The sequence below is a fragment of the Paracoccus shandongensis genome (assembly GCF_017315735.1).
GTDB classification, from domain to species: domain Bacteria; phylum Pseudomonadota; class Alphaproteobacteria; order Rhodobacterales; family Rhodobacteraceae; genus Paracoccus; species Paracoccus shandongensis.
The window spans coordinates 34,233-59,616 of record NZ_JAFLRK010000009.1 but is presented as its reverse complement, the minus strand read 5'-3'; the positions used below and the strand labels follow the sequence as shown (position 1 = coordinate 59,616).

Genomic DNA, 25,384 nt, shown 5'->3' with positions numbered 1-25,384 from the left:
ACATCCCAACACACTTACAGCCGCTGCGGCCGGGACAGGCGCGATTGCATCGCTGGCGGCGATGCCGAATTCCCGGATATTCGTCCGAGGACGCCCACCTGATCCTCGCACCAGCGGCGGGCCTCATGGACCGAGTCGCCTTCCCACACCATCTGGCCTGACTTGAAGACCCAGACCTCGGGGACGCTCGGTTCATCGACGACGGTAAAGTCGCCAAGCCGCTGCTCATAGGAGGTAATCTTTGCCCACTGCATCAGAGGATCACGGCGCAAGGACGTGACGCACCGGCCGAGAGACGACCGCCCCTGGACGTGTCGCGCCATGCATCGGCGACGAACCAAGCGGCCACGGCCCGTCGACGGGCTTTGCCATAAGCCATGAAAGCACCCCAGAACTGAATGTCGCTGCGGTATCCGATGGCCGAAGCGATTCGGAGGCGTCACGGCAACCGCCCCCTTGTTATACGAAGGGGCGGTTACGAAACGATTGACGGGGGATTATTGCGGGATTTCCGCCGTGATGCCTTCGACGAAGAAGTTCATGCCCGACAGTTCCTCGTCGGTGGCCGTCTGCCCCTCGGCCAGCCAGGCGGAACCGTCGGCCTTGTTCAGCGGGCCGGTGAAGGGGTGGTATTCGCCCGCGCCGATCTTGTCGCGCAGGGCCTCGGCCTCGGCCTTGACCTCGGCGGGGACGGCCTCGGTGATCTCTCCGATGGCCACGATGCCGTCGCCGATGCCGCCCCAGACGGCCTCGGGCTTCCAGGTGCCGTCCAGGATGCGGCCCACGCTTTTCACGTAATGCGCCCCCCAGTTGTTGTAGACCGAGGACACGCGGGGCGAAGGCGCGAAGGACGCCATGTCGGCGGCCTGGCCGAAGCCGATCTTGCCCTGCTGCTGCAACTGCGCCAGCGGCGCGGTCGAGTTGGTGTGCTGCAGGATCACGTCCACGCCTTCGGCCATCAGGGCATTGGCGGCGTCAGCCTCTTTCGCGGGGTCGAACCAGGTATAGGCCCAGACCACCTTCATCTCGACATCCGGGTTCACCTTCTTGGCGTGGATATAGGCCGAGTTGATGCCCTGGATCACCTCGGGGATGGGGAAGGTCGCGATATAGCCGATCTTGTTCGTCTTGGTCATGCGGCCCGCGATGGTGCCGGTCACGGCGCGGCCTTCATAGAAGCGGCCGTCATAGGTGCCCACGTTGTCGGCGCGCTTGTAGCCTGTGTTGTGCTCGAACTTCACGTCCGGGAACTTGGCCGCGACGTTGATCACCGCGTCCATATAGCCGAAGCTGGTCGCATAGATCACGTCGTTTCCAGCCAGCGCCAGCTGGGTCAGCGCGCGCTCGGCATCGACGCCTTCGGGGACGCTTTCCAGATAGGTGGTTTCCACCCGGTCGCCGAATTCGGCCTCGACCGCCAGGCGGCCCTGGTCGTGCTGATAGGTCCAGCCGCCGTCGCTGATCGGGCCGACATAGATGAAGCCGACCTTCAGCGGTTCGTCCTGCGCCCAGGTGGGCGCGGCAAGGCTGATCGTCGTCAGGGCGGCGACGCTGGCGATAAGCTGTCTGCGGTTCATTCTTCCCTCTCTGATAAGCCCGGCATCTAGCGCAGGGCGTGAAAATCCTGGCCCAGCGATCCGGGCGCGGTGCCGCCCGCGCGGCGGCTGAGCTTCTGCCGGGCCGAGATCGCCACCAGCACGATGATCGTCGCCAGATAGGGGGCCATCGACAAAAGCTGCACGGGCACGCGCACGCCTGCCGCCTGAAGCCGCAGTTGCAGCACGGTGACGCCGCCGAACAGCCAGGCGCCCGCCAGCACGCCCGGCGCGGTCCAGTTGGAAAAGACCACGATGGCCAGCGCGATCCAGCCCGCGCCCGCCGTCATCCCCTCGGTCCATTGCAGCACCGTGGCGATCGAGATGAAGGCCCCGCCCACGCCCGCCATGGCCCCGCCAAAGGCGATGGCCGCGATGCGCACGCGGCGGACGTTGTAGCCAAGCGCATGGGCGGCGTCGTGGTTCTCGCCCACGCCACGCAGGATCAGGCCCGCGCGCGAGCGGTTCAGGAACCACCAGATCGCGGGCACCATCAGCAGCCCCAGCCAGACGATCCAGTTAAGGCCCAGCGGGCCGGAGATCATGGCGGGGGCCTTGACCCCCTCGACCGGCTTGCCGAACAGCGCGGCAAGGCCCAGGCCGAACAGGGTCAGCGCAAGGCCCGACGCGACCTGGTTCGACATCAGGAACTGCGTCAGGATCGCGAAGGGCAGGGCGACCAGCGCCCCGGCGCCGGCGGCGGCGGCAAAGCCCAGGAAGGGGTTGCCCGTGTGATAGGCGGCGGCAAAGCCCGACAGGGCGCCCACGATCATCATCCCCTCGACGCCCAGGTTCAGGACGCCCGCGCGTTCCACGACCAGCTCGCCCAGGGCCGCGAACAGGATGGGGGTCGATGCCGACAGCAGCAGCAGGAACAGGGCCACGGGGTCGATCATGCCGTGATCCTTCTGGCGATGCGGTATCGGGTCAGCAGGTCGAAGCCCAGCAGGAAGAACAGAAGCATCCCCTGGAAGACCTGCACGGTCGCGGCGGGCAGGTTCATCGTCAGCTGCGCCAGTTCCCCGCCGATATAGGTCAGCGCCAGCAAGAGGCCCGCCAGAAGGATGCCCACGGGATGCAACCGCCCCAGGAAGGCCACGATGATCGCGGTGAAGCCGTAGCCCACGCCCACCTTGTCGGTGATCTGGCCTGCGGGGCCCGCGACCTCGAACAGGCCCGCCATTCCGGCCAGCGCGCCCGACAGGCCCAGGCAGAAGGCCACCAGCGTTTCGGGTTTCACGCCCGCGAAGCGGGCGGCGCGGGGGGCGATGCCTGCGGCGCGGATGTGAAACCCGCGGATGTGGCGCGACATCAGGAACCAGGTCGCCAGCACGGCCAGGGCGGCGGCGACCACGCCCCAATGCGCGCCGGTGCCCGCGACCAGTTCGGGGTTCGCGGCCGCCGGGTATTGCTGCAGGTTGCGCGACCCCGGCATCCCGAAACCTTCCGGGTTCTTCATCGGGCCGAAGGCCATCCAGGCGGCGATGCGCTGCGCCACATAGACCAGCATCAGCGACACCAGGATCTCGGATGCGCCGAACCAATTGCCCAGCAGCGCCGGGATCATGCCCCATGCCCAACCGCCCACAGCGCCCGCGATCACCATGGCGGGAAAGATCCACATCCCCTCCGCCGGATAGGCGGCAAGCGCGACCGCCGCGCCGGTGATGGCGCCGATGATGTATTGCCCCTCGGCCCCGATGTTCCAGATGCCCGCGCGAAAGCCCACCGCAAGGCCGGATGCGATCAGGATCAAGGGCGCGGCCTTCACCAGCAGTTGCGGGCGGGAATAGCTGGCGGCGGGGCCGAACAGCGGATCCCAGAAGATCGTGCGGATCGCGGCCACCGGGTCATGCCCCATGATGGCGAACAGGATGCCGCCCGCGATCATCGTCGCCAGCACCGCAAGGATGGGCGTGGCGATCTGCAGCAGGGCGGGCGTGTCGGTGCGGGGGACGAGGCGGATCATAGATGCGCGACCTCCATCCCGTGCGCGCCGCCCAGCATCAGGCCGATCTGGTCCAGCGTCAGCCCCTCGGTCGGCAGGGGGTCGGACAGGCGGCCTTCGTTCAGCGCGCAGAAGCGGTCGGAAAGTTCCAAGAGTTCGTCCAGATCCTGAGAAATCACGATGACGCCCGTGCCCTTTCGCGCCAGATCCAGCAGTGACTGGCGCACGGCGGCGGCCGCCCCCGCATCGACGCCCCAGGTGGGCTGGTTCACCACCAGCACGCGAGGGGCCTGCATCACCTCTCGGCCGATCACGAACTTCTGCAGGTTGCCGCCCGACAGCGCCTTGGCGGCGGTGCCGGGGCCGGGGGTGCGCACGTCAAAGGCGCGGATGATGGCTTCGGCATAGGCGCGGGCGGCGGGGCGGTCGATCAGGCCCTTGCAGACCAGCCCCTTGCGCGCGCCTGCCGTCAGCAGGGTGTTGTCGGTCAGGCTGAAATCCGGGACGGCGGCATGGCCCAGCCGATCCTCGGGCGCGGCCAGCAGGCCCGCGCTGCGCCGCGCCTCGGGGCCAAGGCGGGACAGGTCGGCCCCTTCCAGCAGGATCGTGCCCGGCGCGCTGCGGATCTCGCCCGACAGCGCCGTCAGCAATTCGTCCTGGCCGTTCCCGGCGACGCCGCCGATGCCCAGGATCTCGCCCGCGCGCAGGGTCAGGGTGACACCCTTCAAGGCCGTCCCTTCCGCCGTGGGGGCGGGTTGGGACAGGCGCTTGACCTGCAACAGAACCTCGCCCGCCTGCCGCCCGCTGCGGTCGATGGGGCGCATTTCCCCGCCCACCATCATCGCGGCAAGGGCGCGCGCGGAATGGGCGCGCGGGTCGCAACTGTCCACCACGCGGCCCCCGCGCAGGATCGTGGCGCGGTCGCAATGGGTGCGGATTTCCTCAAGCTTGTGGCTGATATAAAGGATCGCTGTCCCCCCATCGGCCAGCTTGCGCAGGGTGGCGAACAGCAGTTCGGCCTCTTGCGGGGTCAGGACGCTGGTGGGTTCGTCCATGATCAACAGGCGCGGGTTCTGCAAAATGCAGCGGATGATCTCGACCCGCTGGCGTTCGCCCGCCGACAGGGTGGCGACCCGGCGGGCGGGGTTCAGGGGCAGGCCGAAATCCTGGCTGACCTGCGCGATCTTCGCGGACAGGTCGCGCCGGGGCGGCGGGTTTTCCATGCCAAGCGCGATGTTTTCCGCAACCGTCAGCGCATCGAACAGGCTGAAATGCTGGAACACCATGGCCACGCCCGCGGCCCGCGCGGCGCGGGGATCGGCGGGCTGGTGGGGTTGGCCGTTCAGTTCCATCTGCCCGTCGTCGGGGCGGACCAGGCCGTAGATCATCTTGACCAGCGTCGATTTGCCCGCGCCGTTCTCGCCCAGCAGGGCATGGATCTCGCCCGGGTCCACGGCGAAGGACACATCGTCATTGGCGCGGACGCCGGGATAGGATTTGCCGATCCCCCTTGCCCGGAAAACTGCCGCGTCGGTCAAGCCTTGTCCCCTTGGTCACATCCCCGCCTGCTTAGCGCGCAATTGACGCCGGGGGCAATTGCGCTGTTTCGGCAGGCTGCGATACAAGCCAGATCATGGCTGCAAAATCCCCCCGATTCATCCACCTTCGCACACATTCCGAGCATTCGTTGCTGGAAGGCGCCATTCCCGTGGGCAAGCTGCCCGGTCTGGCGGCGGATGCCGGGATGCCCGCCGTGGCGCTGACCGACACCAACGCGATGTTCGCGGCGCTGGAATTCAGCGTGAAGGCGATGGACAAGGGCGTCCAGCCGATCATCGGCTGCCAGATGACGCTGCAGGACGGCGCGACCGGGCCGGTGGTCCTGCTGGCGCAGAACGGGGCGGGCTGGCTGAACCTGATGGCGCTGTCGTCCTGCCTTTACCTGCGCGACGGCGGCGCGCCGCTGCATGTGACGGTCGATGAACTCCTTGCCCATGCCGAGGGGCTGATCTGCCTGACCGGCGGGGCGACCGGCCCGCTGGGCTGCCTGATCGCGCAGGGCCAGCGCGACAAGGCCAATGCCCTGGCCGACCGGCTGGCCGGCGCCTTTCCGACCCGGCTTTACGTCGAACTCCAGCGCCATCCGGGCGAGAACGGCCAGCTGATGCCCGCCGAGGCCGCGTCCGAGGGCGGGCTGATCGAGCTTGCCTATGCCAAGGGCCTGCCGCTGGTCGCCACGAACGATGTCTATTTCCCCAAGGCGTCGATGTTCGAGGCCCATGACGCCCTGATCTGCATTGCCGAAAAGGCCTATGTGGACCAGTCGCAGCCCCGCCGCCGCCTGACGCCGCAGCATTACTTCAAGTCGGCCGAGGAAATGGCCGTCCTGTTCGCCGACCTGCCCGAGGCGCTGGAGAATACGGTGGAAATCGCCCGCCGCTGCGCCTTCGCGGTGAAAAAGCACGCCCCGATCCTGCCGCGCTTTGCCGACGACGAGGTCAGCGAATTGCGCCGCCAGGCCCGCGAGGGGCTGGAAGCGCGGCTGCGCGTCATCCCCCACGCGGTCAGCGTCGAGGAATACCACAAGCGGCTGGAGTTCGAGCTGGGCATCATCGAGCAGATGGGCTTTCCCGGCTATTTCCTGATCGTGGCCGACTTCATCGGCTGGGCCAAGAAACACGACATTCCCGTGGGGCCGGGGCGGGGGTCGGGCGCGGGATCGCTGGTGGCCTATGCCCTGACCATCACCGACCTGGATCCGCTGCGCTACAACCTGCTGTTCGAACGCTTCCTGAACCCCGAACGCGTCTCGATGCCCGACTTCGACATCGACTTCTGCATGGACCGGCGGGAAGAAGTGATCCGTTACGTCCAGGACCGCTATGGCAAGGACAAGGTGGGCCAGATCATCACCTTCGGCGCGCTTCTGTCCAAGGCCGCCGTGCGCGACGTGGGCCGCGTCTTGCAGATGCCCTTCGGCCAGGTGGACCGCCTGTCCAAGATGATCCCGGTGGAAGGGGTCAAGCCCGTCAGCATCGCCAAGGCCCGTGCCGATGAACCCCGCCTGCGCGAAGCCGCCAAGGAGGAGGTCGTCAAGCGCCTGCTGGACTATGCCGAGCAGTTGGAGGGGCTTTACCGCAACGCGTCCACCCATGCGGCGGGTGTGGTGATCGGCGACCGGCCCCTGGACCGGCTGGTGCCGCTGTATCGCGATCCGGCATCCGACATGCCGGCCACGCAGTTCAACATGAAATGGGTCGAGGCGGCCGGGCTGGTGAAGTTCGACTTCCTGGGCCTGAAGACGCTGACGGTGATCCAGAACGCGGTCGATCTGATCAACGGCGGCGGGCGGCCCCTGCATGTCGCCGCCGACGGGCGCAAGCTTTACGACCCCGCGCCGGGGACGGAAAACCAGATCAACCTGATCCCGCTGGACGACAAGGCGACCTATGACCTGTTCGCCAGTGCCAAGACGGTGGCGGTGTTCCAGGTCGAAAGCTCGGGTATGATGGACGCCCTGCGCCGCATGAAGCCCACCTGCATCGAGGATATCGTGGCGCTTGTCGCGCTCTACCGTCCCGGCCCGATGGAGAACATCCCGACCTATTGCGAGGTCAAGAACGGGCTGCGGGAACTGGAATCGATCCATCCTTCCATCGACCATATCCTGGCCGAGACGCAGGGCATCATCGTCTATCAGGAACAGGTGATGCAGATCGCGCAGGTCATGGCGGGATACAGCCTTGGCGGCGCGGACCTTCTGCGCCGCGCCATGGGCAAGAAGATCGCCAGCGAGATGGCCAAGGAACGCCCGAAATTCGTCGATGGCGCGGTGGCCAACGGGGTGGACGCCAAGAAGGCGGGCGAGGTCTTCGACCTTCTGGAAAAATTCGCCAACTACGGCTTCAACAAGTCGCACGCGGCGGCCTATGCCGTGGTCAGCTATCAGACCGCCTGGCTGAAGGCGAACCACCCGGTCGAGTTCATGGCCGCGGTGATGAACTGCGACATCCACCTGACCGACAAGCTGGCGATCTACAAACGCGAATGCGACCGCATGGGCATCGCCATCGTGCCGCCCTGCGTGAACCGATCCGCCCCCACCTTCAGCGTGCGCGAGGGCCGCATCCACTATGCGCTTGGCGCGCTGAAGGGCGTGGGCGTGGACGCCATGAAGCTGATCCACGACGCGCGCGGCGACCGGCCCTTCCGCGACATCCACGATTTCGCCCGACGCGTGGACATGAAACGCGTGGGCAAGCGCCCGCTGGAGATGCTGGCCCGTGCCGGGGCCTTCGACGTGCTGGACGACAACCGCGCCCGCGTGGTCAAGGGGCTGGACGCGCTGTGCGCCTGGTCGGCGGCGGTGCAGGAACAGGCGGCCTCCAGCCAGACATCGCTGTTCGGGGGCGGCGAGGATCTGCCGCCGCCCCGCCCGCCCATCACCGGCATCTGGCTGCCCACCGAAAAGCTGGCCGAGGAACACAAGGCCGTGGGCTTCTATCTGTCCGGGCATCCCTTGGACGACTATCTGCCCGCCTTGAAGCGCAAGGACGCCAGGACGCTGGCAGAGATCTGCGCCAAGGCCGCAGACGGTCCTTGTGTCACCCATATCGCCGGAACCGTCGCCGCCCGGATGGAACGCAAGTCGGCAAAGGGCACCGCTTATGCCTTTGTCAGCCTGTCCGATCCCACCGGCATTTATGAGGTAACGGTCTTTTCGGATCTCTTGACCGCGTCTCGTGCCTTGCTGGAATCGGGTCAGAACGTCGTTCTGCAGGTCAAGGTTGAACCGTCTGGCGATGAAGTGAAGATGCTGGCGAATGCCGTTCACCGGATGGAGGATTTCGTAGCCGACGCGGGCGCGGGCTGCCTGGCCGTGGAAATGCAGGGCACCGACACCATCCCCCGCCTGGCCGAGACCCTGGCCCGCATCCGCACCGAGATCACCGTCCCCGCCCGTTCCCGCGGCCCCGTCCTGCTGCGCATCCGCGAGGGCGACGAACTGATCGAGATCGAGGTCGCGAACGATGCCCCCCTGACCACCCCCGCCCGCCAGGCATTGCGCGCCGTCCCGGGCGTCCTGGACGTGGTCGAGGAGTGAAGTGTCATCTTCTTCACGAAAATATCCTCTGGGGGTGCGGGGGGCGAAGCGCCCCCGCTGCGGCATTGCCCCCTAGGCAAATGTTCGCCTTTCGTGCTAGTCCTTTGAAAACGGAAAAGAGGCAGGCATGAAGGTTCTGGGCATCGACCCGGGTTTGCGGAACATGGGTTGGGGCGTGATCCTGGTCGAGGGATCGCGCCTGCGCCATGTGGCGAACGGCGTGATCCAGACGACCGAGGGCGACCTGGGCACCCGGCTGTCGCAACTGTATCGCGGGCTCTGCGCCGTGATCGCCGCCCATGCGCCGGATGCGGCGGCGGTCGAACAGACCTTCGTGAACAAGGACGCGGTGGGCACCTTGAAGCTGGGCCAGGCGCGCGGCATCGCCCTCTTGGCCCCGGCCGAGGCCGGGCTGACGGTCGGCGAATATGCCCCGAACGCGGTCAAGAAGACCGTGGTCGGCGTGGGCCATGCGGGCAAGGAACAGGTGCAGCACATGGTCAAGGTCCAGCTTCCCGGCGTCACCTTCGACAGCGCCGACGCGGCGGATGCGCTGGCCATCGCCATCTGCCACGCCCGCCACCTGCAGGGCCGGACCCTGCGCATCGTGGAACGGTCGGCATGATCGGCCGCATCGCGGGGATCATCCTGCACCGGGCGCGGGACCATGTGCTGATCGACGTGCGCGGCGTGGGCTATATCGTCCATGTCAGCGAACGCACCGCCGCCAGCCTGCCTCCGGTCGGGCAGGCCGTCGCGCTTTATACCGACCTGATGGTCAGGGAAGATCTGCTGCAACTGTTCGGCTTTCCCTCGATGCTGGAAAAGGAATGGCACCGGCTGCTGACCAGCGTGCAGGGGGTGGGGGCCAAGGTGTCGCTGGCGATCCTGGGCACGCTGGGGCCCGAAGGACTGGGCCGCGCCATTGCCCTGGGTGACTGGGCCTCAGTCCGCAAGGCGCAGGGCGTGGGGCCGAAGCTGGCGCAGCGGGTGGTGCTGGAACTGAAGGACAAGGCGCCATCCGTCATGGCGCTTGGCGCGATGCTGACGGTGGACATGGGCGTCCCGATGATCGAAGGGGACAGCCCCGTCGTTGAGACCACCGTTCCCGCCGCCCCGCCTGCCGCGCCCTCGGATGCGATGCTGGCTGCCCGCGCGACCTCGGACGCGCTGTCCGCGCTGTCGAATCTCGGCTATGCTGCCAGCGAGGCGGCGCAGGCCGTGGCCGAGGCGCAGGCGCGGGAACCGCATGTCCAAACCCCCGCGTTGATCCGCGCGGCGCTGCGCCTGCTGGCGCCGAAGGAATAAGGGGGTCCGCGATGGGAAACGCGAAGGTCTTTGTGCTGATGGCCGCCATGACCGCCCTGGTCATGGCGCTTGGCTGGATGGCGGGCGGGCAGGGCGGCGCGATGATGGCGCTGCTGCTGGCGGGCGGCATGAACGTCTTTTCCTGGTGGAACAGCGACAAGATGGTCCTGCGCCAGCAAGGGGCGGTCGAACTGTCGCCGCAGCAGGGCGGCGATCTTTACGCGCTGACGGCGGAACTGGCGCGGCGCGCGGACCTGCCGATGCCGAAGCTCTATCTGTTGCCCACCGAACAGCCCAATGCCTTTGCCACCGGCCGCAACCCGGAAAACTCGGCCGTGGCGGTGACGCAGGGGCTGGTCCGTTCGCTGTCGCGGGACGAGATCGCCGGCGTGATCGCGCATGAACTGGCCCATATCAGGCACCGCGACACGCTGACCATGACCGTCACCGCGACCATGGCCGGGGCCATCGCCATGATGGGCAACATGATGATGTTCACCGGCGGGCGCGACGACCGGGGCGGGGGCTTCGGCGCGATCCTGGCGATGATCTTCGCGCCGCTGGCCGCGATGATGGTGCAGATGGCGATCTCGCGCACGCGGGAATTCGAGGCGGATGCCACCGGCGCGCAGATCTGCGGCCAGCCGCAGGCGCTGGCCTCGGCGCTTGCGAAGATCTCTCAACTGGCGGGGCGGACCCTGAACATCCCGGCGGAGCGCAATCCTGCGGCGGCGTCGATGTTCATCATCAACCCGCTGAACGGGCTGCGCATGGACCGCCTGTTCGCCACCCATCCTGCGACCGAGGATCGCATCGCCCGGCTGATGGCGATGAATGGCGGCGCGCGCGAACGCGTCTCGCCCATACCGCGCAGCGGGCGCGACGACGGACCCTGGGGCCGCGGATGATCCAGCCCGACCCGACCCTGCGCCCCCAGCCGATGGAAACCGACTCCGAGGACCGCGCCCTGCGGCCCCAGATGCTGTCCGAATTCGTGGGCCAGGCCGAAGCGCGCGCCAACCTGCGCGTCTTCATCGAAAGCGCCAAGATGCGCGGCAAGGCGATGGACCACACGCTGTTCTTCGGCCCGCCCGGTCTGGGCAAGACCACGCTGGCGCAGATCATGGCGCGCGAACTGGGCGTGAACTTCCGCATGACCTCGGGCCCCGTGCTGGCGCGGGCGGGCGATCTGGCGGCGATCCTGACGAACCTGGAAGCGCGCGACGTGCTGTTCATCGACGAGATCCACCGCATGAACCCGGCGGTCGAGGAGATCCTTTATCCCGCGATGGAGGATTTCGAGCTGGACCTGGTGATCGGCGAAGGCCCCGCCGCGCGCACCGTGCGGATTGAATTGCAGCCCTTCACGCTGGTGGGCGCGACGACGCGCCTCGGCCTGCTGACCACGCCCCTGCGCGACCGCTTCGGCATCCCGACACGGCTGGAGTTCTATACCATCCCCGAACTGGACCTGATCGTGCAGCGTGGCGCGCGGCTGATGGGCATCAGCGCCGATCCCGAAGGCACGCGCGAGATCGCCCGCCGCGCGCGCGGCACGCCCCGCATTGCCGGACGCTTGCTGCGCCGGGTGGTGGATTTCGCCTTGGTCGAGGGGGACGGGCGGCTGACCCGGGAAATCGCCGACGCCGCGCTGACGCGCCTTGGCGTGGACGACATGGGGCTGGACGGCGCGGACCGGCGTTACCTGATGCAGATGGCCGAACATTACGGCGGCGGGCCGGTGGGGGTGGAAACGCTGTCCGCCGCCCTGTCCGAAAGCCGCGACGCCATCGAGGAAGTGATCGAGCCTTACCTGCTGCAACAGGGCCTGGTCGCACGGACCCCGCGCGGGCGGCAGTTGACGGCGGGGGCTTGGCGGCATCTGGGGCTTGCCGCGCCGACCGCGCCTTCGCAGGGCACCCTGTTCGACGGCTGACGTTGCAGGGGGCGCTGCCCCCGTCGCGCCATGCGCGACTCCCCCGGGATATTTTTGGTCCAATGCAGGCACGAAGAACGCCCCACCCTGCGAGAGGATGGGGCGCCTGCTTCGGACACGGTCATCGGCGTCCCCGCCTGTACCGTGGAGCCAGAATGCTGCCCAATGCTTAAGAAAACGTGAAGAACCTGCTTTGGACTTTAAATATCCCACGGGGTGAGCCGCGCCCGGAAAAAGGTCCGGTGGACCTTTTTCAGCGGCGAACGCCTGCCGCGTGCGGCAGGCAGCGGGGGTGTGAAACCCCCGGCTTTACCTCAGGGCGTCAGCCCTTCAGGATCGGGCAGGCCATTCGCGCGGGCAGTCGCGGTCAGCGTGTTCGCCAGAAGGCAGGCGATGGTCATCGGGCCAACGCCGCCCGGAACCGGGGTGATGGCGCCCGCGACATGGGCGGCGGAGTCGAAATCGACATCGCCGACAAGGCCGCCGTCGGTGCGGTTGATGCCCACGTCGATCACCGTTGCGCCCGGCTTGATCCAGTCGCCCTTCACGAACTGCGCCCGGCCCACCGCGGCGACCACGATATCGGCCTGGCGGCACAACTCGGGCAGGTTCGTGGTGCGCGAATGGGCCACCGTCACCGTGGCGCTGTCGCGCAACAGAAGCTGGGCCATGGGCTTGCCCACGATGTTGCTGCGCCCGATCACCAGGGCGTTCTTGCCCCCAAGATCGCCCAGGCGGTCGCGCAGCAGCATCAGGCAGCCCAGCGGCGTGCAGGGGACCATGGCCTTCTGCCCCGTCGCCAGCCGACCCACATTCAGGATGTGGAACCCGTCCACGTCCTTGGCCGGGTCGATGGCGTTGATGACGGCGGATTCGTCCATGTGGCGGGGCAGGGGCAATTGCACCAGGATGCCGTTGACCGAGGGGTCGGCGTTCAGCCGGTCGATCAGCGCCAGCAGGTCGGCTTGCGGCGCATCAGTGGGCAGGCGGTGTTCCCAGGAGTTCATGCCCACCTCGCGCGTCATGCGGCCCTTGGAGCGGACATAAACCTGGCTGGCCGGATCCTCGCCCACCAGCACCACGGCCAGGCCGGGGGTGATGCCGCGGGCCTTCATCGCCGCCACCTCGGTCGCAATGCGGGCGCGCAGGTGGGCGGCGAAGGCCTTGCCGTCGATGGGGGTGGCGGTCATGGGCGTTGTCGCGGTCACGGGCGGTCTCCGTTCAGATAGCGGTCTTCCTGCGCGATGGCGGCTTCGACCAGTTGCCTCCAGATATCCTGGATCAGCACGGGATCCAGCCCGCGCGATGCGGCGTGGCGGCCTGCATTTGCGACAACCTCCTCGACCCGTTCGTCGATCCGGGCGGGCAGGCCGGTCCGTTCCTTGATCCGGGCCGCCTGCGCGATCAGCGCGTGGCGCTGCGCCAGCAGGCCCACAAGCTGTTCGTCCAGGGCGTCGATATGGGCGCGCAGCGTCGCCATGTCCGAGATGTCGTCGATCTGCATCGGACCCTCCGTTTGCTGGCAGGGGGATGCACCGGGCTGCAGGGCTGTGCAAGACCAAAGAGAAACCCCGGCGCAGGGGCCGGGGTTCGTTTGCGTCATGCCGGGGCGGGATCGCCGCCGGGGGCGGGCTTGCCCGCCTTGGGAATCGCCGTGACCGCCGGGATCAGGCTGCCCGGCGTGTCGTCGTCGCCGCCCAAGGGTTCGCCCCGCAGCACCTTGCCGATCTCCTCGCCCGTCAGGGTCTCGTATTCCAGAAGGCCCTGGGCCATCCGCTCGAACTCGGCCTCCTTTTCCAGCAGGATGCGGCGGGCGGTCTGGTAGCCTTCCTCGATCAGGTCGCGGACTTCCTGCTCGATCAGCTCCTTGGTCGCGGCGGAAATCGAAAAGCCCCCGGTCGAGCCGTTGTAACCCTCGTGCGCCTCGGCATAGTCGATGTTGCCGACCTTGTCGGACATGCCCCACCGCATCACCATGGCGCGGGCCAGCTGGCTGGCCTGCTGGATGTCGCCGGCGGGGCCGTTGCTGACCCCTTCCTCGCCATACTTGATGATCTCGGCGGCCTTGCCGGCCATGGTCATGGCCAGCTTCTGCTTGGCCTCGTCCTTGTGGAAGTTCAGGCGGTCCATTTCGGGCAGGCTGACCACCATCCCCAACGCGCCGCCGCGCGGGATGATCGTGGCCTTGTAGACGGGATCGCATTTCGGCAGGCTCAGGCCCACCACCGCGTGACCGGCCTCGTGATAGGCGGTCTTTTCCTTCTGCTCGGGCGTCAGGACCATGCTGCGGCGTTCGACGCCCAGCATGACCTTGTCCTTGGCATTCTCGAAATCCTCCATGCTGACAAAGCGGCGGCCGATGCGGGCGGCCATCAGCGCGGCCTCGTTCACCAGGTTCATCAGGTCGGCGCCCGAAAAGCCGGGCGTGCCGCGCGCGATGATTCGCAGGTCAACGTCGGGACCGACCGGCACCTTGCGGGCGTGGACGGACAGGATCTTCTCGCGGCCCTTGATGTCGGGGTTCGGGACATGGATCTGGCGGTCGAAGCGGCCGGGGCGCAGCAGGGCGGGGTCCAGCACATCGCGGCGGTTGGTCGCGGCGACGATGATGATGCCTTCGTTCGCCTCGAACCCGTCCATTTCCACCAGAAGCTGGTTCAGCGTCTGTTCGCGTTCGTCGTTGCCGCCGCCGATGCCCACGCCGCGCGCGCGGCCCACGGCGTCGATCTCGTCGATGAAGACGATGCAGGGGGCGGATTTCTTGGCCTGCTCGAACATGTCGCGGACACGCGATGCGCCGACGCCCACGAACATCTCCACGAAGTCGGACCCCGAGATGGTGAAGAAGGGCACGCCCGCCTCACCGGCGATGGCACGGGCCAGCAGGGTCTTGCCGGTGCCCGGAGGGCCGACCAGCAGCGCGCCTTTCGGGATCTTGCCGCCCAGGCGGCTGAACTTCTGCGGGTTGCGCAGGAACTCGACGATTTCCTCCAGTTCCTCCTTGGCCTCGTCGATGCCCGCCACGTCGTCGAACGTCACGCGGCCGTGCTTTTCAGTCAGCAGCTTGGCGCGCGACTTGCCAAAGCCCATGGCCCCGCCTTTGCCGCCGCCCTGCATCCGGTTCATGAAGAAGATCCAGACGCCGATCAGCAGGATGAAGGGCAGCCAGACGCCCAGCAGGGACATGAAGCCCGACTGTTGCTGACGCGTGACCTTCACATCGACGTTCTTGGCGATCAGGCGGTCGGCGATATCCTCGCCCTGGGGACGGACGGTGGAATACTGGTTGCCGTCGGTGCCGGTGATGGCCAGTTCCTCGCCGTCGATGGTGACGGCGGAAACCTGATCGTTATCGACGCGTTGGATGAAGTCCGAATAGCTGATCTGCCGGCTGTTCATCGTCGTCGCGCCGTCGCTGAACAGATTGAACAGCGCCAGGATCATCAGAAACAGGACGACCCAGAAGGCGAGGTTTCGTGCGTTGCCCAATGCGGGACCTCCGGCATGTATCGGTTTGCCCTGAAAATAGGGATTATCGGCGCGTGTTCAATGCGCCATCACCAGCCTGTGGAAATCGGCGGCCCCGCGCAGGGGGCGCAGGTCATAGGGCGCGGCTGCGCGGACCAGCGGCGCCGCGACCAATCGGTCCCCTTCCCACACGGCGGGCGAGGCGGCGGCCTCGTCCCGGCCAAGGCCCGACAGGCGCCACTTGACGCGCGCCACTTCTCCCATCCCCAGGGCCGCGACATGTTGGCCGGGCTTCAAGCCGCTGATCTTCCAGCGATTGTCCCAGGTCTCGTCCTGGCTGGGAGGCGCGCGCAGGGCGGCGGCGGCTTCGCGGAACAGGCGGATGCGGTCGCCCGCAGGCTCGATCAGGGCGCCGTCCAGGGTGACGCGGTGGCCCGTGGCGATCGCATTGAGCGCGTGCAGCACCGTGTTGCGGCGCGGCGGATAGTCGGCGCCGGTGATCCAGCGGCAGGCTGCGACGATCAGCCGCCGGCGAATCTCGACCGGGGCGTCCCCATAGGGGCGGCGGGGCAGGGTCAGGCTGCCGTTGTGGATCACCGCCTCGCGGGCGGCATAGGCGGCATAGTGCGACAATGCGTCGCGGGCCTCGCCGATGTGGTTGGCCGCACGGGCCAGGGCGGCGACATCCAGCCCCGTGGCGGCGATGGCCTTGCGGATGCGGATGCGGTCGAAATCCTGGTTCTCGTTGCTGGGATCGTCGGTCCAGGCGATCCCGCGCGCCGCCAGCCAGTCGCGCAGATCCTGCCGTCCGACGCCCAGCATGGGCCGCAGCCAGCGGGTGCCGAAGGCATCGCGCCATTTCGCCATGGATGCCAGCCCGTCGATCCCCGATCCCCGCGCCAGCCGCATCAGCAGCGTTTCCGCCTGATCATCGGCGGTATGGCCCAGAAGAACGGCGGGCAGGTTGTTGCGTTGCGCCCAGCCTGACAGCAGCCGCAGCCGGGCGTCGCGGGCGCTGGCCATCAGGTTCCCGGCCTCGGTCCCGCGCTGCCACAGCAGGGTGGCATGGGACAGGCCAAGCGCCCGGGCGGCACGGCCCACCTGCCGCGCCTCGGCCGCGCTTTCGGGACGCAGCCCGTGATCGACGGTGGCCACCATGATCCTGCGGCCGCGCGCCCAGTCCGCCGCCATGTGCATCAGCGCGACCGAATCGCCCCCGCCGGACACGGCCACGCCAAGCGCGGGCATGTCGGCGGCCAGCCGATCCAGCGCGGCATGGATGCGGAGGGCGGGATCGGCGGCGGGCCGGGTCATCGGCCTTACTGCGGCTCGGCCAGATCGGCCTCGGGGTCCAGCGTGCCCTCGGCGGCCAGCCCCAGGTCGTTGCTGCTGCAGGCCAGGCGGCTCAGCCGCGTCTCGGCCTCGGACGCGAAAGGGGTGCCGGGGAAGCGCGCCGGGATTTCGGCCAGGTAAAGGCAGGCAGCGGTCGGATCGCCCTCGTCCGCGATGACGCGGGCAAGGCCCAAGAGGCTTTCAGCCGCGCGCGGTCCATCGGGAGCGGCGGCGAAGCCTTCCAGCCAGGCCGCCGCCGCGCCCTTGCTGTCGCCCGCGCTGTCCAGCGCCGCGCCGCGCAGGAACAGCGCCTCGGCGGTCAGCGCGCCGCCCGCATGGGTTTCTGCCACCGCCCCGAACATGGCGGCCGCGCGGCGGAAATCGCCGCTGGCCATGACCTGCTGGGCGGCGTCGAAATCGGCCTGCTCGCCCGCAGCCACGGGCTTCGACCCCCCGCCCGCCTGCGGAACCGCCGGCCCGAGGTTCGGAAGGGGAACGCCGCTGCGCCCCAGATCCTGCATGGTCAGGGCGGCCAGGTCGCATCCCTCGTCCATCTCGCACAGGCGGAATTCAATGTCGGCCAGGCGGCGGCTGCCGTCGGCCACGATCCGGTCGATGCGGTTCCCCAGCTGCTCGGTCCGGTCGGTCAGCCGGGCCAGCCGCTGTTCCATGGCGTTCATGCGGTCGATGGCCGTATCACCGCCCGCCGCCTGGAACCCCGCCGCGCCCGAGGCGACAAGCTCTGACCGCAGGGTCTGCAACTGGCCGCGCAAATCGGTCAGCTCGGCCCGCAGATCGGCCAGCGTGGGATCCTGCGCGGCGGCAGGCAGCGCCACCGTCACGGCCAGAAGGGCAGCGGCGATGGCCCGCAGGATCACGACCCGGCCCCGGCGGGACTGACCACCGTCACGGCGCGGCGGTTCTTGGCATAGCACCCCTCGTCCGAGCAGACCTCGCGCGGGCGTTCCTTGCCGAAGCTGAGCGTGCGCACCCGGTCGGACCCCACGCCCTGCGCGATCAGGTATTCCTGCACGGCGCTGGCCCGGCGCGCGCCAAGCGCGAGGTTGTATTCGCGGGTGCCGGTTTCCTCGGCATGGCCCTGGACCACGGCGTTGAAGTTCGTGTGCGTGTTCAGCCATTGCGCCTGCCGGGCCAGGATTGCCCGCGCCTCGGCGGTCAGGGCGGTCTGGTTGGCGGCGAACAGCACGGTGTTGCCCACGGTATTGTTGAAATATTCGGGCGTGGCTTCCGCCCCCAGGGTGCCGCCCACCAGCTGGCCCTGGTACAGCGCCCCGCCGCCCGCGCTGGCATAGGGATCGACCACGGCGGACTGCGTCACCGGCGGGGCGGGCTGCGCGCAGGCGGCAAGGGTCAGCAGCAGAACGGCGGCAGCGGGCTTGGTCCAGGCGATCATCGGGCTATCCTTCCGGCGCGGTGCTTCAGGGCATCAATGGACCCCAAGAGGGATCCGAGGCGGCAAAGTCAAGGCTCAGCGGTCGCATATTGCGTCCGGTGATGTCCACCGAATGCAGGCGCGGCTGGCCATTCCCGCCCGGCGTCACCCGCGTGAACATCACCACGCGGCCATTGGGGGCCCAGGTCGGGGACTCGTCAAGGAAAGATTCGGTCAGGGTCTTTTCGGCGGACCCGTCGGTGCGCATGGTGGCAATGTGGAAGCGTTCGTCCACCTGCTTGGCAAAGGCGATCAGGTCGCCCTTGGGCGACCAGGCAGGCGATCCATAGCGCCCATCGCCAAAGCTGATGCGCGCAGGCTCGCCCCCGCCCACGCCCACGACATAAAGCTGCGGACTGCCCGAGCGGTCGGATTCGAACACGATCCGCTGCCCGTCCGGGCTGAAGCTGGGCGCGGTGTCGATGGCGGGCGACTGCACCAGGGGCCGCTGCGCGCCCGAGGCCGCATCCATCAGCCAGATATCCGTGTTGCCGCCCTGTTCGCGGGAATAGGCGATCCAGCGCCCGTCGGGGCTGAAGCGGGGCGAAAAGGCCATGCTGTTGGCGTCCTGCGTCATCGCGCGGGACGTGACGGTCGCCACCTCCATTACCCGGATCTGCGGGAAGCCGCTGTCGAAGCTGGTATAAACCAGCCGCCGCCCGTCGCGCGAAAACTGCGGGGCCAGCACCAGGGACGCGCTGTCGGTCATCCACAGGATGTTCTGCCCGTCGTAATCCATCACGCCGATGCGCTTGATCCGCGCGTCCTTGGGCCCGGTTTCCTGGACAAAAGCCACGCGGCTGTCGAAATAGGGCTGTTCCCCGGTCAGGCGGGCATAGATCTGGTCGGCGATCTTGTGGGCCGCGCGGCGCCAGTCGCCGGCGCGGGCGTCGAACTGCATCCCGTCGCCCTGCGCCTGGCCTGCATAGACATCATACAGCCGGAACTTGACGCTGATCGCATCGCCCGCCTGCGTCACCTCGGCCGAAACAAGCGCCTGCGCGCTGACCGCCCGCCAGTCCTCATAGGCGATGGCCTCGCCAAAGCTGCCGGGTGCTGTCGCCGCGTTGGCGGCGATTTCGCGGAACAGGCCGGTGCCGGTCAGGTCGGCGGCCACCACGCCGCGGATCTTCTGGGCCACCGCCGCGTCGCCGTGAAAGGGGGGAATGGCGATGGCCATGGGTTCGGTCACGCCATCGGTGATCTCGATCTTCAGCGGGCCGTCCTGCGCCAGGACGGGCAGGGCGGGCAACGCGGCGGCCAGGGCCATCGACAGGGTCACGGTCAGCGTCCGAAGCATCATATCCTCATCATTCCTGCGACAAGGCCGGAGGGGATCCGGCGTCAGTCAAATCCGATCCCGCCGGGGCGAAACTCGACCACGACATCGCGCCAACGGCTGTATTTGTCCATGGGCAGGGGAAAGCCCGCGCCGCCGCACATCATGATCGCCCGCCGCGCGACCTCGAAAGCGTGCCGGGCGCCGGTTTCCGAGCCGCCCCGGTAATCGGCGATCCGCAGGCTCGCCTCGATGGGCCTGCCATCGGCGGTCATGCTGAACCCGACCGAGACCGACATCTGCCGCGCCTCGACCGACAGCGCGCCCTCGTTCCAGCACTGGCGCAGGGCTGCGCGGAAGGCGTCCTTTTCGGCCAGGGACAGCGGTTCGGCCCGCGACAGGCTGGACATGTCGATGCCCCCTTCCGGCGGCAGGGGACGGAGGGGCGAAGGGGCAAGCTGCATGGGTTCGGCAAGGCCCCCGTCCGGCTGGCCGTCCGCCGCGCCGCCGCCCGACATGGCCCCCGCCAGCGCCGCCGCCAGCGGATCCTGCGCGGCCGAGGCGCCTGCGCCCCCCTCGATCATCTGGCTGTTGCCGCCTTGGGCATCGCCGGTCGAGGCCGTATCCGTGCCCTCGGCCCCGGCGCTGCCGTCCTGCGCATCGCGCAACGCGTCTTCCAGCGCCTGCTGGCGCGCGGCCTCCGCTGCGGCGGCTTCGCGTTCGGCTGCCTCCCGCTCGGCTGCCGCGCGGCGTTCCTCCTCGGCCTTGCGTTCGGCGGCAGCCCTGCGCTCCTCCTCGGCCTTGCGTTCAGCCTCGGCGGCGCGGCGTTCTTCCTCGGCCTTGCGCTCTGCTTCGGCAGCGCGGCGCTCTTCATCGGCCTTGCGTTCAGCTTCGGCTGCCTGCCGTTCTTCTTCGGCCTGCCGTTCAGCCTTGGCTCGGCGTTCTTCCTCGGCCCGGCGCTCGGCGTCCCGCGCCTCGGCCTCGCGGCGCTCTGCCTCGGCACGCTCGCGTTGCGCCGCTTCCTCGGCTTTCCGTTCGGCGGCGGCGCGGCGCTCTGCTTCGGCGCGGCGCTCGGCCTCTGCCGCCCTGCGCTCTTCCTCGGCCCGGGCCTCGGCTTCCCGACGCTCCTCGGCCTCGCGTTCGGCGGCTTCGCGGCGTGCCGCAGCCTCGCGCCGCTCCTCGGCTTCCTGCCGTTCCGCCTCGGCCTGACGTTCTTCTTCAGCCTGACGCTCTGCCTCGGCCTGGCGCTCGGCTTCCTCCGCCGCCGCCCGTTCGGCCCGGCGGGCTTCCTCGGCGGCCTCGCGCTCGGCGGTCAGGCGGCGCTCCTCGGCCTCGGCTGCGGCAGCCGCTGCTTCCTTGGCGGCGCGCGCGGCCTCTGCCGCTGCCTGGCGCTCGGCCTCTTGCCGGGCCAGGCGGGCGTTGCGCTGTTCGACCAGACCCTCGGGACGCAGCCGGGGCAGGGCGGACCGATCCAGCGCCAGTTCGGACCGGGGCGCGGCGGACACATCGGCGGACGGCGCTTCGGGGCGCGCGGGCTGCGCATCGGCCGCCGGCAGGCCGCCATCCGCAGGCGGCAAAGGCGCCGCGTCGTCCGCAACCTGGTTTTCGGCAGGGGCGCCAAGGTCGGTCGTGACCGCGACCTGATCGGGGCGCGCGAAATCGGACAGGTCCGGCCGCGCCTCGGGCCGGTCAGGTTGCGCCAGATCCTGCGCGGCATCTTCGGCATCAGGGGGGCTGGCGGCAGCGGGCGCCTGCGCGGCATCCCCATCCGCCGCAGGGGCGGGCATGGCCGCCACGGCCGTCGCATCGCGCCCGACCGGCCCCGCCCCGCGCGAAGCCGCCGCAAGCGCCTCGAACTCGGCCCCGCTGATGGTCGCCACCTCGGTCGTGCGCAGGGGCGTCGAGGGCTGCGGGCGGAAAAACACCCCGCCCAGGATCGCCCACAGGATCAGCGCCCCATGCGCCGTTCCCGAAACCCACCAGCCGATGCGGCCCTCGCGGTCCTCCATCGTCCTATCCGTCCATCCGGGGACCGCCGGTATCCGTCACCAGCACGATGTCGCTCAGCCCCGCCGCGTTCAGCGCCCCCATCACCTGCACCACGCGGGCATAGGGGATCGCCCCGTCCGCGCGCAGGAACACCCGCTGGCTTTGCCGATCCGCCAAGATTTCGCGCAACCGCGTGACGATCTGGTCCTGCGCCACCGGCGCATCCATCAGCGTCACGTCGCCATTGGCGGGGATCGAGATGACCAGCGGTTCCTCGGGCTCGGTGGGCATGGCGGTGGCGGCGGTCTGCGGCAGGTTCAGGGGCACGCCCGCCGTCATCAGGGGCGCGGCCACCATGAAGATAACCAGCAGCACCAGCATCACGTCCACGAAGGGCGTGACGTTGATTTCGGACATCGGCGCGTTGCGGCGGCGGCCCCGGCCCTTGCGGCTGACCCGCTTGACGACGGCGGCGGACATCTTACGCCTCGTCCATCTGGCGCGACAGCAGGGTCGAGAACTCGTCGGCGAAAGCCTCCCAGTTGCCGGTCACGCGCTCGGCATCGCCCGACAGCTTGTTGTAGAAGACCACCGCCGGGATCGCGGCCAGCAGGCCCAGGGCGGTCGCCAGCAGCGCCTCGGCAATGCCGGGGGCGACGACGGCCAGGCTGGTGTCCTGGGACATGGCGATGCCCTCGAAGGCGGTCTTGATGCCCCAGACGGTGCCGAACAGCCCGATGAAGGGCGCGGTGGACCCCACGGTCGCCAGGAAGGACAGGCCCCGGAACAGGCGCGATTCCTCGCGCTGGATGGCCACGTTCATGGCCCGGTCGATGCGGGCCGGGCCGCCCGGGATCAGCCCGCCGTCGTCGCGGTGGCTGCGCCGCCATTCGGTCATGCCCGCCGCGAAGATGCGTTCGGACGCGCCCGAGGGGCGGTCGCCCAGCCGGTCATACAGGTCGTCCAGCGGTTCCCCGGACCAGAAGGCGCGGTCGAAACGGGCGGCTTCCTTGCGGGCCTTGGCAAAGGCCAGGAACTTCTGGATGATGATCGCCCATGCCCAGACCGAGGCGACGATCAGCAGCACCATCACCACCTGCACCGTCAGCGAGGCGCGCGCAAACAGCGCCATCAGCGAGAAATCAAGGGCCTGCGCGGCCTGGATCGGTTCCATCGTTTCTGCCTTTTCGTCGTGATCCATCACGGACCCGGCCGAAGGTCCGGCCGGTTTGCAGGCCTTCTAGCGCCTTCCTGGCACAGGTTGCAGCCCCTTGCCGCAACACAATACCGTCACTTTTCAGCAATATCCGGGCGGTGTGACAGAATGGCGGCAAGGGCCGCGGGCAACCGGACCGCCCGTCCCGCGCCGTCAAGGCAGGCCAGCGTCACGCGCGCCGCAAACAGCACCGCATCGCCGCGCCGCACGGTCTGGTCCACCACGATCCGCGCGGCCGTGACTTGCGACAGCGCCGTTTCCACCATCAGCAGGTCGTCGAAGCGGGCGGGGCGCAGGTAATCGGCCTCCAGCCGGCGGACGGCGAAGACATGGCCGCTGTCCTGCTTCAGCGCCACCTGGTCGATGCCAAGCGCGCGCAGCCATTCCGACCGGCCGCGCTCGATGAATTTCAGATAGTTGGCGTAATAAACTATCCCGGCAAGGTCGGTGTCTTCATAATAAACGCGGACCGAAAGCTGATGCGTCATGCGTCCCCCATCCGCGCGGCCAGCCGCATCGCATGAACCGGGTCCGTGGCCGCCACCGGCAGGACCGGATCATAAGCCGCCCGGATCAGCGCCGCCATGGCGGGCGAGGGCACGATGTCCTGCGCGAAGGTGAGGGCGCAGCGCATGAACAGCGCCTCGGCCAGATGCCCCGGGTGGCTGTCGGCCAGACGGCCCCCCATGCGCAGAAAGCCCAGACAGGCGCGGATGCCGCCATCCGCGTCAAAGCGGAACATGCGGTATTGATCGGCCTCAGTGCGGGCCAGCCGGTCGGGCAGGCCGGGCGCATCGGTCAGCCGGTCCAGGTCGGGAATGTCCGCCAGATCCGGCCAGTCGCGCACGAAGAACAGCATCAGGTTCGCGCCCATGTCCGGGTCGGTCTCGGCCAGGGGATGCCGGGCATGGGCGAAACCCGCCCGGATCGCGCCGCGAAAGATGTCCAGGCTTTCGTCCGCCAGGCCAAAGATGACCGGCGCCACCGGACGCCCCCAGCGGGCACAAAGAAACGTCCCGTCGGCGCGGGTGAACAGCGTGGCGATCTGGTCTGCGGTCATGCCCAGCCTTTCACGTTGGCCCAAATATCCTGGGGGCTTCGAGACGCCCGGAAAAAGGTCCAGTAGACCTTTTTCAGTCGAGAAGGGGCCGGTAGGCCCGCCGGAACGGCGACGGAGGGCAAGGCCCCCGCCGACATGTCCACCCTGCGCGACGGTTCACGAAACGATTGTCGCCTCGGTCGCCGCGCGCAGCTCGTCCTCGGTCACGCCCTCGGCGGTCTCGACGATGCGCAGCCCGCCCTTTACCACGTCCAGCACGCCCAGGTTGGTGATGATGCGGTCCACCACGCCCTTGCCGGTCAGCGGCAGGGTGCATTCGCGCAACACCTTGGACTCGCCCGCCTTGTTGGTGTGGTCCATGACCACGATCACGCGCCCCACGCCCGCGACCAGGTCCATCGCGCCGCCCATGCCCTTGACCAGCTTGCCGGGGATCATCCAGTTGGCCAGATCGCCGTTCTCGGCCACCTCCATCGCGCCCAGGATCGCGGCGGCGATCTTGCCGCCCCGGATCATGCCGAAACTGGTCGCGCTGTCGAAATAGGCCGTGCGGTCCAGTTCCGTGATGGTCTGCTTGCCCGCGTTGATCAGGTCCGGGTCTTCCTCGCCCTCGAACGGGAACGGTCCCATCCCCAGCATCCCATTTTCGGATTGAAGGGTGATGTCCTTGTCGCCCACATAGTTCGCCACCAGCGTCGGGATGCCGATGCCGAGGTTCACATACATCCCGTCTTCCAGTTCCTGCGCCGCCCGCGCGGCCATCTGGTTCCTGTCCCAGGCCATCACGCAGTCTCCTTCTTGCGAACCGTGCGCTGTTCGATGCGCTTTTCATGCTGTCCCTGCACGATCCGATGCACATAGATGCCGGGCAGGTGGATGTGGTCGGGATCCAGGCTGCCCCGCGGAACGATCTCCTCGACCTCGGCCACGCAGACACGCCCGCACATGGCGGCGGGCGGGTTGAAGTTGCGCGCCGTCTTGCGGAACACCAGGTTGCCGGTGTCGTCGGCCTTCCAGGCCTTGACGATGGACAGGTCCGCCACGATGCCGCGTTCCAGGATATAGTCCTGGCCGTCGAAGGTCTTGACCTCCTTGCCCTCGGCAATCACCGTGCCCACGCCGGTCTTGGTGTAGAAGCCGGGGATGCCGCTGCCGCCCGCGCGCATCCGTTCGGCCAGCGTCCCTTGCGGGTTGAACTCCAGCTCCAGCTCGCCCGAGAGATACTGGCGCATGAACTCGGCGTTCTCGCCGACATAGGAGGAGATCATCTTCCGGATCTGCCGCGTCTGCAGCAGGATCCCTAGGCCGAAATCATCGACGCCGCAGTTGTTGGACGCGATCGTCAGATCCTTGGTGCCCGCGTCGCGGATGGCCGCGATCAGCAGTTCCGGGATGCCGCAGAGGCCAAAGCCCCCCGCGGCGATGAACATCCCGTCATGCAGCAAGCCCTCCAAGGCCTCGCTTGCCGTGGCATAGACCTTTTTCATTGTCCCTCCCCTCATGAACGCTTGCGGATTTGTCGCTTGCGCGTGGGGCCAAGTCAATGCGGCGGTGCAGCATGGTTGACTTTCGCGCCGCGCGCCGCCAACAAGCAGGGCATGAGAACCCATGCTGTCTTCACGACCTATTACCGCCCGCTGACATAGCGGGGGCAGCATCATGTCAACCGCGCGGGGTGCGGTTGACGGGAACAGGA

Annotated in this window: 24 protein-coding genes; 5 read left to right on the top strand and 19 right to left on the bottom strand. The window is 68.4% G+C overall.

Annotation, left to right across the window (positions count from 1 at the left end; translation table 11 throughout):
- Positions 1-14: 14 nt before the first annotated feature.
- From JX613_RS08515 to JX613_RS08495, 5 genes are all read right to left on the bottom strand, one after another.
- Positions 15-254 (bottom strand): hypothetical protein, encoded by a 240-nt coding sequence (locus tag JX613_RS08515; protein WP_207101036.1) that lies wholly within the window; start codon positions 252-254, stop codon positions 15-17.
- Between the two features lie 243 nt (positions 255-497).
- Positions 498-1,577: a BMP family ABC transporter substrate-binding protein gene (locus JX613_RS08510; protein WP_207101035.1), complete on the bottom strand. Its 1,080-nt coding sequence runs from the start codon at positions 1,575-1,577 to the stop codon at positions 498-500.
- Positions 1,578-1,603: 26 nt separating this feature from the next.
- Positions 1,604-2,491, bottom strand: coding sequence for an ABC transporter permease (locus JX613_RS08505; protein ID WP_207101034.1), 888 nt, complete (start codon positions 2,489-2,491; stop codon positions 1,604-1,606).
- Positions 2,488-3,564, bottom strand: coding sequence for an ABC transporter permease (locus tag JX613_RS08500; protein ID WP_207101033.1), 1,077 nt, complete (start codon positions 3,562-3,564; stop codon positions 2,488-2,490). Before JX613_RS08500 ends, JX613_RS08505 begins: the two co-directional genes overlap by 4 nt.
- Entirely contained in the window at positions 3,561-5,081 is a 1,521-nt protein-coding gene (locus JX613_RS08495; RefSeq protein ID WP_207101032.1) for an ABC transporter ATP-binding protein, read from the bottom strand. Before JX613_RS08495 ends, JX613_RS08500 begins: the two co-directional genes overlap by 4 nt.
- Positions 5,082-5,176: 95 nt before the next feature.
- On the opposite strand from JX613_RS08495, the gene dnaE reads away from it, so the two are divergent.
- From dnaE to ruvB, 5 genes are all read left to right on the top strand, one after another.
- On the top strand, positions 5,177-8,647 hold the full coding sequence (dnaE, locus tag JX613_RS08490; RefSeq protein WP_207101031.1) for a DNA polymerase III subunit alpha: 3,471 nt from the start codon (positions 5,177-5,179) through the stop codon (positions 8,645-8,647).
- A gap of 127 nt (positions 8,648-8,774) precedes the next feature.
- The gene (ruvC, locus tag JX613_RS08485; RefSeq protein ID WP_207101030.1) at positions 8,775-9,272 is read left to right on the top strand and encodes a crossover junction endodeoxyribonuclease RuvC; all 498 of its coding nucleotides are present in this window, start codon (positions 8,775-8,777) and stop codon (positions 9,270-9,272) included.
- Entirely contained in the window at positions 9,269-9,955 is a 687-nt protein-coding gene (gene ruvA / locus JX613_RS08480) for a Holliday junction branch migration protein RuvA (RefSeq protein WP_207101029.1), read from the top strand. Before ruvC ends, ruvA begins: the two co-directional genes overlap by 4 nt.
- An 11-nt stretch (positions 9,956-9,966) precedes the next feature.
- Complete coding sequence (gene htpX / locus JX613_RS08475) at positions 9,967-10,863, top strand: zinc metalloprotease HtpX (RefSeq protein ID WP_207101028.1); 897 nt, start codon at positions 9,967-9,969, stop codon at positions 10,861-10,863.
- A complete protein-coding gene (gene ruvB / locus JX613_RS08470; RefSeq protein WP_207101027.1) occupies positions 10,860-11,891 on the top strand; it encodes a Holliday junction branch migration DNA helicase RuvB in 1,032 nt (343 codons plus the stop codon). Before htpX ends, ruvB begins: the two co-directional genes overlap by 4 nt.
- A 314-nt stretch (positions 11,892-12,205) precedes the next feature.
- Here the strand turns inward: ruvB and folD are convergent, their stop codons facing one another.
- The 14 genes from folD to JX613_RS08400 all read right to left on the bottom strand — a co-directional run bounded on the left by folD (position 12,206) and on the right by JX613_RS08400 (position 25,175).
- Entirely contained in the window at positions 12,206-13,081 is an 876-nt protein-coding gene (folD, locus tag JX613_RS08465; RefSeq protein WP_207101026.1) for a bifunctional methylenetetrahydrofolate dehydrogenase/methenyltetrahydrofolate cyclohydrolase FolD, read from the bottom strand.
- Positions 13,082-13,095: 14 nt separating this feature from the next.
- On the bottom strand, positions 13,096-13,395 hold the full coding sequence (locus tag JX613_RS08460) for a chorismate mutase (RefSeq protein WP_207101025.1): 300 nt from the start codon (positions 13,393-13,395) through the stop codon (positions 13,096-13,098).
- Positions 13,396-13,490: 95 nt separating this feature from the next.
- Positions 13,491-15,380, bottom strand: coding sequence for an ATP-dependent zinc metalloprotease FtsH (gene ftsH / locus JX613_RS08455; RefSeq protein WP_207101024.1), 1,890 nt, complete (start codon positions 15,378-15,380; stop codon positions 13,491-13,493).
- Between the two features lie 57 nt (positions 15,381-15,437).
- Complete coding sequence (gene tilS / locus JX613_RS08450) at positions 15,438-16,673, bottom strand: tRNA lysidine(34) synthetase TilS (protein WP_207101023.1); 1,236 nt, start codon at positions 16,671-16,673, stop codon at positions 15,438-15,440.
- A gap of 5 nt (positions 16,674-16,678) precedes the next feature.
- Positions 16,679-17,569 (bottom strand): tol-pal system YbgF family protein, encoded by an 891-nt coding sequence (locus JX613_RS08445; RefSeq protein WP_207101022.1) that lies wholly within the window; start codon positions 17,567-17,569, stop codon positions 16,679-16,681.
- Positions 17,566-18,105, bottom strand: coding sequence for a peptidoglycan-associated lipoprotein Pal (pal, locus tag JX613_RS08440; protein WP_207101021.1), 540 nt, complete (start codon positions 18,103-18,105; stop codon positions 17,566-17,568). The genes JX613_RS08445 and pal overlap by 4 nt, the downstream gene beginning before the upstream one ends.
- A 25-nt stretch (positions 18,106-18,130) precedes the next feature.
- The gene (tolB, locus tag JX613_RS08435; protein ID WP_207101077.1) at positions 18,131-19,444 is read right to left on the bottom strand and encodes a Tol-Pal system beta propeller repeat protein TolB; all 1,314 of its coding nucleotides are present in this window, start codon (positions 19,442-19,444) and stop codon (positions 18,131-18,133) included.
- A gap of 44 nt (positions 19,445-19,488) precedes the next feature.
- Positions 19,489-21,432: a protein TolA gene (locus JX613_RS08430; protein WP_207101020.1), complete on the bottom strand. Its 1,944-nt coding sequence runs from the start codon at positions 21,430-21,432 to the stop codon at positions 19,489-19,491.
- Between the two features lie 4 nt (positions 21,433-21,436).
- Positions 21,437-21,892 carry an ExbD/TolR family protein gene (locus JX613_RS08425; RefSeq protein WP_207101019.1) on the bottom strand — a complete coding sequence of 152 codons (456 nt, stop codon included), beginning with the start codon at positions 21,890-21,892 and terminating at the stop codon, positions 21,437-21,439.
- Between the two features lies 1 nt (position 21,893).
- Positions 21,894-22,586, bottom strand: coding sequence for a protein TolQ (gene tolQ / locus JX613_RS08420; protein WP_167623371.1), 693 nt, complete (start codon positions 22,584-22,586; stop codon positions 21,894-21,896).
- A 116-nt stretch (positions 22,587-22,702) separates the two neighbouring features.
- On the bottom strand, positions 22,703-23,116 hold the full coding sequence (gene ybgC, locus JX613_RS08415; RefSeq protein ID WP_207101018.1) for a tol-pal system-associated acyl-CoA thioesterase: 414 nt from the start codon (positions 23,114-23,116) through the stop codon (positions 22,703-22,705).
- Entirely contained in the window at positions 23,113-23,688 is a 576-nt protein-coding gene (locus tag JX613_RS08410) for a hypothetical protein (protein ID WP_207101017.1), read from the bottom strand. Before JX613_RS08410 ends, ybgC begins: the two co-directional genes overlap by 4 nt.
- Before the next feature lie 156 nt (positions 23,689-23,844).
- On the bottom strand, positions 23,845-24,471 hold the full coding sequence (locus tag JX613_RS08405) for a CoA transferase subunit B (protein ID WP_207101016.1): 627 nt from the start codon (positions 24,469-24,471) through the stop codon (positions 23,845-23,847).
- A complete protein-coding gene (locus tag JX613_RS08400; protein ID WP_207101015.1) occupies positions 24,471-25,175 on the bottom strand; it encodes a CoA transferase subunit A in 705 nt (234 codons plus the stop codon). Before JX613_RS08400 ends, JX613_RS08405 begins: the two co-directional genes overlap by 1 nt.
- Positions 25,176-25,384: the final 209 nt, after the last annotated feature.

Coding starts and splice junctions, on each gene's coding strand:
- JX613_RS08515 (WP_207101036.1), bottom strand. CDS start 254: ATGCAGTGGGCAAAGATTACCTCCTATGAGCAGCGGCTTGGCGACTTT.
- JX613_RS08510 (WP_207101035.1), bottom strand. CDS start 1,577: ATGAACCGCAGACAGCTTATCGCCAGCGTCGCCGCCCTGACGACGATC.
- JX613_RS08505 (WP_207101034.1), bottom strand. CDS start 2,491: ATGATCGACCCCGTGGCCCTGTTCCTGCTGCTGCTGTCGGCATCGACC.
- JX613_RS08500 (WP_207101033.1), bottom strand. CDS start 3,564: ATGATCCGCCTCGTCCCCCGCACCGACACGCCCGCCCTGCTGCAGATC.
- dnaE (WP_207101031.1), top strand. CDS start 5,177: ATGGCTGCAAAATCCCCCCGATTCATCCACCTTCGCACACATTCCGAG.
- ruvC (WP_207101030.1), top strand. CDS start 8,775: ATGAAGGTTCTGGGCATCGACCCGGGTTTGCGGAACATGGGTTGGGGC.
- ruvA (WP_207101029.1), top strand. CDS start 9,269: ATGATCGGCCGCATCGCGGGGATCATCCTGCACCGGGCGCGGGACCAT.
- htpX (WP_207101028.1), top strand. CDS start 9,967: ATGGGAAACGCGAAGGTCTTTGTGCTGATGGCCGCCATGACCGCCCTG.
- ruvB (WP_207101027.1), top strand. CDS start 10,860: ATGATCCAGCCCGACCCGACCCTGCGCCCCCAGCCGATGGAAACCGAC.
- folD (WP_207101026.1), bottom strand. CDS start 13,081: ATGACCGCCACCCCCATCGACGGCAAGGCCTTCGCCGCCCACCTGCGC.
- JX613_RS08460 (WP_207101025.1), bottom strand. CDS start 13,395: ATGCAGATCGACGACATCTCGGACATGGCGACGCTGCGCGCCCATATC.
- tilS (WP_207101023.1), bottom strand. CDS start 16,673: ATGACCCGGCCCGCCGCCGATCCCGCCCTCCGCATCCATGCCGCGCTG.
- pal (WP_207101021.1), bottom strand. CDS start 18,105: ATGATCGCCTGGACCAAGCCCGCTGCCGCCGTTCTGCTGCTGACCCTT.
- tolB (WP_207101077.1), bottom strand. CDS start 19,444: ATGCTTCGGACGCTGACCGTGACCCTGTCGATGGCCCTGGCCGCCGCG.
- JX613_RS08430 (WP_207101020.1), bottom strand. CDS start 21,432: ATGGAGGACCGCGAGGGCCGCATCGGCTGGTGGGTTTCGGGAACGGCG.
- JX613_RS08425 (WP_207101019.1), bottom strand. CDS start 21,892: ATGTCCGCCGCCGTCGTCAAGCGGGTCAGCCGCAAGGGCCGGGGCCGC.
- tolQ (WP_167623371.1), bottom strand. CDS start 22,586: ATGGAACCGATCCAGGCCGCGCAGGCCCTTGATTTCTCGCTGATGGCG.
- ybgC (WP_207101018.1), bottom strand. CDS start 23,116: ATGACGCATCAGCTTTCGGTCCGCGTTTATTATGAAGACACCGACCTT.
- JX613_RS08410 (WP_207101017.1), bottom strand. CDS start 23,688: ATGACCGCAGACCAGATCGCCACGCTGTTCACCCGCGCCGACGGGACG.
- JX613_RS08405 (WP_207101016.1), bottom strand. CDS start 24,471: ATGGCCTGGGACAGGAACCAGATGGCCGCGCGGGCGGCGCAGGAACTG.
- JX613_RS08400 (WP_207101015.1), bottom strand. CDS start 25,175: ATGAAAAAGGTCTATGCCACGGCAAGCGAGGCCTTGGAGGGCTTGCTG.